Below are 6,362 nucleotides of genomic sequence, written 5' to 3' on the forward strand. Positions count from 1 at the left end.
TGGCGCACACCTCGTAGTCGGCGCTGCCACCGTCCCCGGATCCGGGAGCGACACCGCCGCCGGGGGCCCCGGGATCGGCGGCGTGGATGTGGAGGCGGTGGACCCGAGCGGGACCGAGGTGCCGGCCCGGGACCCCTCCGCGGGCCAGGGTCCTGAGCATCTCGACGAGGTGGGGTGGGAACGCGCCCCGGGTGTGGTGTGGGGCCCGCTTCCGGTCGACGACCTCGAGGGCCATGATCACCAGGGCGTGGGCCGCCCGCCTCGCCGGGACCGGTACCGCGTGCTCGGGGTCCGGCACGGGCACCGGGACCGCCACCGGATCCGCGACCGGTGGGCTCATCCGGTCGTGCCGTCGGGCAGCGGAGACGGGTTCCGTGGAGGGGAGTGGTCTGACCCTGCACTCGTCGAACGAGGCGTCCCGACAGGGCGTGGATCGTCCCGTCGACGGCGGTGACACGGGTGTCGGGGCCATGCGTTCTCCTGCTCCCTCCGGCGAGGACCGGGCCGGTCTCGCGTTCTTCTATGTCGTTTGACGCACGGGGACGGGCGGTCGGTTCCGGCTCCGCTCCTGCACCGTCGACGGGCGTTGCCTAGGCTGTCCCCATGCGAGGACTGATTGTCGACTACTTCGGGGTGCTGGACGGCACGGATGAGGACCGCGAGAGCTGGCGGGAGATCCTTCTCGGTGCGCGTGCCAACGACGTGCGCCTGGCGGTCCTCAGCAACGAGCCCGAGGGGCCGGGCGCCGATCGGGTGCGTGAGGACGCCCGCGCCTACGGCATCGATCACGTGGTGCTCAGCGGCCGGACCGGCGTCGAGAAGCCCGATCCCGAGGCGTTCCTCGAGGCGGCGCGACGGCTCGAGCTGGAGCCCCGGGAGTGCGTCATGGTCGACGACGCCATCGAGAACGTCCTGGGCGCCGTCCAGACCGGCATGATCGGCGTGTTCTACCAGGTGTTCGACCGTGCGGCCGTGGAGATCCGGGGACTGCTCGGGCTGGACGAGGCGGTCTGACCCGTGGCGACCAGGCTGGCGACGGCGGACGCGGATCTGCTCATCGGGGACGCCACCCGATCGCGGAGTCGGCACTCGTGTTCCCTCGCGCTCGTCTCCCGGGACGATCCGTGGGACATCGACCGCGTCATGGAGTTCGTCGACGCCAGACTCGCCGACGCCCCCAGGTTCCGCCAGCGCATCCGGTACGTCCCGTTCGGGCTCGCGCGGGCGGTCTGGGTCGACGATCCGGACTTCGACCTGAGCTTCCACGTCCGCAGGTCCGCACTGCCGGCGCCCGGGGGCGTGCGCCAGCTCGCCGATCTGGTGGCCAGGCTGGTCGACCGCCCGCTCGAGCCCGGCCGACCGCTGTGGGAGCTCTACCTCATCGAGGGACTCGCCGACGGGCGGCTGGCTGTTCTCACCAAGACCCATCACGTCCTCCTGGGCGGCCCCAACGCCGTGGACCTCGCTCAGGTGCTCATGACCGACGAGAGGGCGTCCGCGGACGTGGACGAGGTGGCCACCTGGACCCCCGTGCCCTCGCCGGGCGACGGCGTGCTCGTCCTGGACGCGCTCATCACCATCGCCACGGACCCGTTGGAGTTGGTCCGGCGCTCGGCACGACTGGTCAACGCGGTGGAGAGGGCGAGCCGTGGTCTGGTCGGGGCCGCGAGTCTGACGGTCCTGCGACCGCCCGGGGGGCTGGCGGAGATGTTCCGGACCTCCCGCCCGCGCGGCAGCCGCGTGGGACTGGCCTCGTTCCCGCTGGACCAGGCGCGGACGATCGCCAGGGAGCACGGGTGCAAGGTCAACGACGTGGTCCTGGCCGTCCTGTGCGGGGCGCTGCGCTCGTGGATCCTGTCCTGCGGCCACCCGCTCTCGACGGCCGACACGCTCCGGGCGATCGTGCCGATGGCGGTCTCCTCGGAGACCGGACCGGTCGAGGGGTCGGAGGTCTCGGCCGAGGCGACCTCCGCCGAGATCGCCTCGGCCCTCATCGGCATGCCGGTGGGGGAGCCCAACCCCCGGATGCGGCTCGCGCAGATCTCGAGGGAGACGGCCACACAGCGCCACCCGAGGCAGGCCGTCGGCGCCAAGTCGCTGGCCCGCCTCTCCGGATTCGCCCCGCCCACCCTGCACGCGCTGGGCTCCCGGGCGGCGATCATGTTGCCGTCGGACAGTTACGACCTGGTCGTCACCAACGCACCGGGACCGCAGCACAAGATGTTCTGGGGCGACGGCGAGCTCGCCGAGGTCTACCCCGTCCCCGCGCTGCTCGACGGTCAGGCGTTGGCCGTGTCGATGAGCAGCTACTCGGGGATCGTCTACTGCGGATTCACGGCGGATCGCCAGGCGGTTCCGGACGTGGAGGAGATCGGTGAGCTCATCTCGTCGGCACTCGACGAGCTCACCGGGACCGCCCGCTGACCGGTACCCGCCGACCGGTACCGACCGCCGACCGGCCCCGCCCACCCGAGGAAGGCACCACCATGCGCCTGTTCATCCCTGCCACGCTCGCGATGCTGGAGACCCTGCTCGACGGCGGGGAGATGCCCGTACGCAGCGCGACCGCGTTCGCCGCGACCCCCGCGCTCGTCGAGTCGTATGCCCAGGGGGACACCGAGGAGATCGAGCACGTCGCGTTCCTCGAGGCCGCCCGCGCCTCGCTCCGGTTGCTCGGCGGTGAGATCGACTCCGGCGCGGTGCACGAGGCGCACCCGTACCGCCGCGTGGTGGTGAGTGTGGATGTCCCCGACGCCGACGCCCGGCCCCGGCCCGACCTGGACACCGCGGTCGTCCGCCTGACGAGGGGGACCGTGGCGATGGACGAGGTCGCGGCCGTCCACGTGGACCTCGCGGGCGCGGCCGGCCCCGTCGAGGCCGCGGTCGCGGCCGTGGATCGCGCCGACCTGGGGGACGAGGACGCCGAACTCACCGTGGGGGACGCTCTCGACCTCGATCTCGCCTGGTACGACGCGGCGGAGCTGCCGTTCCTGCTCAATCTGCTCTGAGAACCCCGGAGGGCCGTCCCGGTTACCGGGATCACGCCCGTGCGGTGTCCGCCAGGCGCTAACCTTCGCTACCGTAGGTTCTCATCTCCGGCACCGTCGGCCCGGTCCTCGGGTCGCGCGGTTCCCTGCCCCAAGGAGGCACCAGTGACCGAGTCGACCAGTGGACTCAACCGTGTACTGCGGGCAGCGGCCGCGAGGGTTCCCGAACCGCGGGCCGCGCATCGCTTCCTCAACCGCCTCACCCACCCGCTGCGGATGGACGACTACTCCTCGCTCATCTACCCGTTGTGGTCCTCCCGGGAGCTGCGTGGAGAGGTGGTCACGGTGCGCCGCGAGGCGGAGGACACCGTCACCCTCGTCATCAAGCCCGGGTGGGGCGCGACCCCGCACTACCAGCCGGGACAGTACCTGGGAATCGGCGTCCTCCTCGACGGCCGCTGGACCTGGCGCTCCTACTCCCTGACCTCGGCGCCCACCACGGGTCGTGGCGAGTACTCGGTCACCGTCAAGGCCCTGCCCGAGGGGTTGCTCAGCAACCACATCGTCGGCACCGTCGAGCCCGGCACCATCGTCCGCCTCGCCGCCCCGGCGGGGGACTTCCACCTGCCCACGCCGACGCCGCCCAAGCTGATGTTCGTCACGGCCGGATCCGGCATCACGCCGGTCATGGGCATGCTCCGCTCGTTGGACCGCCGCTCGGTCACCGAGCCGTTCCCCGACGTCGTCCACGTGCACTCGGTGCGCGAGAGGGAGGACGCACTCTTCCTGGAGGAGTTGCGCGCCCTCGAGAAGACCCAGCCGGGGTACGTCCTGCACCTGCGGGTCACCAGCGAGGAGGGCCGCATCGACTCCCGCCAGATGTCCGCCCTCGTCCCCGACTGGTCGGAGCGGCCGACCTGGGCGTGCGGCCCCAACGCGATGCTCGACGAGCTCGACGAGCACTTCGACGCCACCGGCCGCGACGATCTCCACGTGGAGCGCTTCACGGTCAACCGGGACGCCGGGGCCTCGGGCGGGACCGTCACGTTCGGTTCGACCGGCAAGACGGTGGAGCTCGACGGTGCCACCACCATCCTCGAGGGCGGCGAGCAGGTGGGCGTGCAGATGCCGTTCGGCTGCCGGATGGGCATCTGCCAGACCTGCGTCGTGGGACTCGACGAGGGGCATGTCCGCGACCTGCGCAACGGCACCGACCACGGCCCCGGCGAGCGGATCCAGACGTGCATCTCGGTGGCGTTGGGGGACGTCGAGCTCAAGCTCTGACCGCGGCGGGGCGTCAGTCCTGATCGGTCCCCAGCGCCCACGCGTCGTTGGACTGCAGGACGCCGAGGAGCTCGCGGACGGCCAGGGCGCGCCGGTGCACGGCGGGGTCGGCTATGGCGTCGAACCTGCACTCCGGGTCCGCGGGCGGGCCCTGGTGGGTACAGCCCCGGGGGCAGTCCTGCACGATCGCGTCCAGGTCGGAGAACGACGCCACCACGTCGTCGGGCGAGACGTGCGCGAGGCCGAAACTGCGGATCCCCGGGGTGTCCACCACCCAGCCCCCGGTCCCCAGTTCGAGGGCGACCGACTGGGTCGAGGTGTGTCGGCCCTTGCCGACTCCGGAGACCACGCCGGTCGCCCGGTGGGCGTCGGGGATCAAGCGGTTGACGAGCGTGGACTTGCCGACGCCCGAGTGGCCGATCATGGCGGAGATCCGACCGTCGATCCGTTCGTGCAGTGCGGTGAGGTCGTCGTCGATCCCCGTCCGGAGCACGGGGACGTCGAGCGCCTCGAACTCGGCGGCGAAGACCGACGGGTCGTCGAGATCCCCCTTGGTCAGGCAGAGGACCGGATCGAGACCGCCGGTATAGGCCGCCACGAGCGCGCGGGCGACGAAGCCGGCGCGCGGCGGGGGGTCCGCGACCGCGACCACGATCAGCAGCAGTTCGGCGTTCGCCACCACCACCCGCTCGTAGGGGTCGGAGTCGTCGGCGGTCCGGCGCAGGACCGTGCTCCGCTCCTCGACCCGGACGATCCTCGACAGGGTGTCCCGGGTGCCGGTGAGGTCTCCCACCACGCCGACGTGGTCGCCCACGACGATCGGCGTGCGGCCCAGCTCCCGGGCCCGCATGGTGACGATCCGGGTCCCGGCCACGTGGTCCGGACCGTCGTCCAGCAGCACACATCCCCAGCGTCCGCGGTCGACGCTCACGACCATCGCGGACGCGGCGTCGGAGTGGCTGGGCCTGCGCTTGGTGCGGGGTCTGGACCCCTTGCCCGGCCGGATCCGGATGTCGGACTCGTCCCAGCCGCGCGCCCCGCTCCCGCCCCGCCTGGTGGCCATGGCCCTACATCGCCCGCCCGGCGAGCATGGCGGTCCACATCGAGGTGAAGCCCGGCATGGTCTTGGCGGTGGAGTCGATGTCGTCCACCTCGACCCCCGGCACCACGAGACCGATGATCGCGCCGGCGGTCGCCATGCGGTGATCGGCGTAGGCGCGCCACGGGGCACCGCGCAGGGGGCCCGGGACGATCTCGAGGCCGTCGTCGAGCTCCGTGACACCGCACCCCACCGCACCGAGTTCGGCGGCGAGGGCGGCGAGGCGATCGGTCTCGTGCCCGCGCAGGTGCGCGATCCCGGTCAACCGTGACGGGCCGTCGGCGAGCGCGCACAGCGCGGCGATCGTGGGGGTGAGTTCACCGATGGCGGACAGGTCCGCCTCGACGGGGGAGAGGCGGTCGGGCCCGACGACGACGAGGGTTCCGTGCTCGGCCCCGTCGGCGGTCTCCAGGGTGACGGACGCGCCCATGTCCCGGAGGATCCCGCGGATGGCGTCCCCGGGTTGCGTGGTGGAGACCGGCCAGCGGGGGACGCGGACGGACCCGCCGGTGACGGCGGCCGCGGCCAGGAACGGGGTCGCATTGGACAGATCGGGTTCCACCACGCGGTCGACGGCCGAGATCGGCCCCGGTGCCACGTGCCAGGACGACGCGGTGGGGTGCTCGACGGCCACCCCGGATTCCCGCAGCATCGCCAGTGTCATCTCGATGTGCGGGCCGGACGGGACGGCGGCACCGCCCACGTGGATCAGCTCCACCCCCTCGTCGAAGCGGGCGGCGGAGAGCAGGAGGCCGGAGACGAACTGCGACGAGGCGGAGGCGTCCATCTCGACCCGGCCACCCCGCAGGGAGCCCGCCCCGGCGACGGTGAACGGCAGGCTGTCCCCGGTGACGTCGGCTCCCAGGGCACGGAGCGCGTCCAGGACCGTGGCCTGGGGTCGCACCCGCGCGGCCGGGTCGCCGTCGAACGTCGAGGTGCCGGTGGCGAGTGCGGCCAGCGGTGGCACGAAGCGCATGACCGTCCCCGCCAGG

Annotated in this window: 7 protein-coding genes; 4 read left to right on the forward strand and 3 right to left on the reverse strand. The window is 72.5% G+C overall.

What is annotated here, in order from left to right:
* Nucleotides 1-340 (reverse strand): hypothetical protein (locus tag G6017_RS03565; RefSeq protein ID WP_241731360.1); only part of this gene is annotated, 340 nt, incomplete at its 3' end.
* Nucleotides 341-603: 263 nt separating this feature from the next.
* Between G6017_RS03565 and G6017_RS03570 the strand changes: the two genes are divergently transcribed.
* From G6017_RS03570 to G6017_RS03585, 4 genes are all read left to right on the forward strand, one after another.
* On the forward strand, nucleotides 604-1,014 hold the full coding sequence (locus tag G6017_RS03570) for an HAD family hydrolase (RefSeq protein ID WP_179524785.1): 411 nt from the start codon (nucleotides 604-606) through the stop codon (nucleotides 1,012-1,014).
* Nucleotides 1,015-1,017: 3 nt separating this feature from the next.
* Nucleotides 1,018-2,424 (forward strand): wax ester/triacylglycerol synthase family O-acyltransferase, encoded by a 1,407-nt coding sequence (locus tag G6017_RS03575; RefSeq protein WP_182615997.1) that lies wholly within the window; start codon nucleotides 1,018-1,020, stop codon nucleotides 2,422-2,424.
* 62 nt (nucleotides 2,425-2,486) lie between these two features.
* Nucleotides 2,487-3,008, forward strand: coding sequence for a DUF6912 family protein (locus G6017_RS03580; protein ID WP_179524787.1), 522 nt, complete (start codon nucleotides 2,487-2,489; stop codon nucleotides 3,006-3,008).
* Nucleotides 3,009-3,152: 144 nt separating this feature from the next.
* Nucleotides 3,153-4,271 carry a ferredoxin reductase gene (locus tag G6017_RS03585; RefSeq protein ID WP_179524788.1) on the forward strand — a complete coding sequence of 373 codons (1,119 nt, stop codon included), beginning with the start codon at nucleotides 3,153-3,155 and terminating at the stop codon, nucleotides 4,269-4,271.
* A 13-nt stretch (nucleotides 4,272-4,284) separates the two neighbouring features.
* Here G6017_RS03585 and rsgA read toward each other — a convergent pair whose 3' ends face one another.
* Entirely contained in the window at nucleotides 4,285-5,334 is a 1,050-nt protein-coding gene (gene rsgA / locus G6017_RS03590; RefSeq protein ID WP_179524789.1) for a ribosome small subunit-dependent GTPase A, read from the reverse strand.
* A gap of 4 nt (nucleotides 5,335-5,338) precedes the next feature.
* A partial coding sequence (aroA, locus tag G6017_RS03595; RefSeq protein ID WP_182615999.1) for a 3-phosphoshikimate 1-carboxyvinyltransferase occupies nucleotides 5,339-6,362 on the reverse strand: 1,024 nt, incomplete at its 5' end.

Origin of the sequence: Dietzia sp. B44, from assembly GCF_014145245.1 — a bacterium.
Lineage (GTDB): Bacteria > Actinomycetota > Actinomycetes > Mycobacteriales > Mycobacteriaceae > Dietzia > Dietzia natronolimnaea.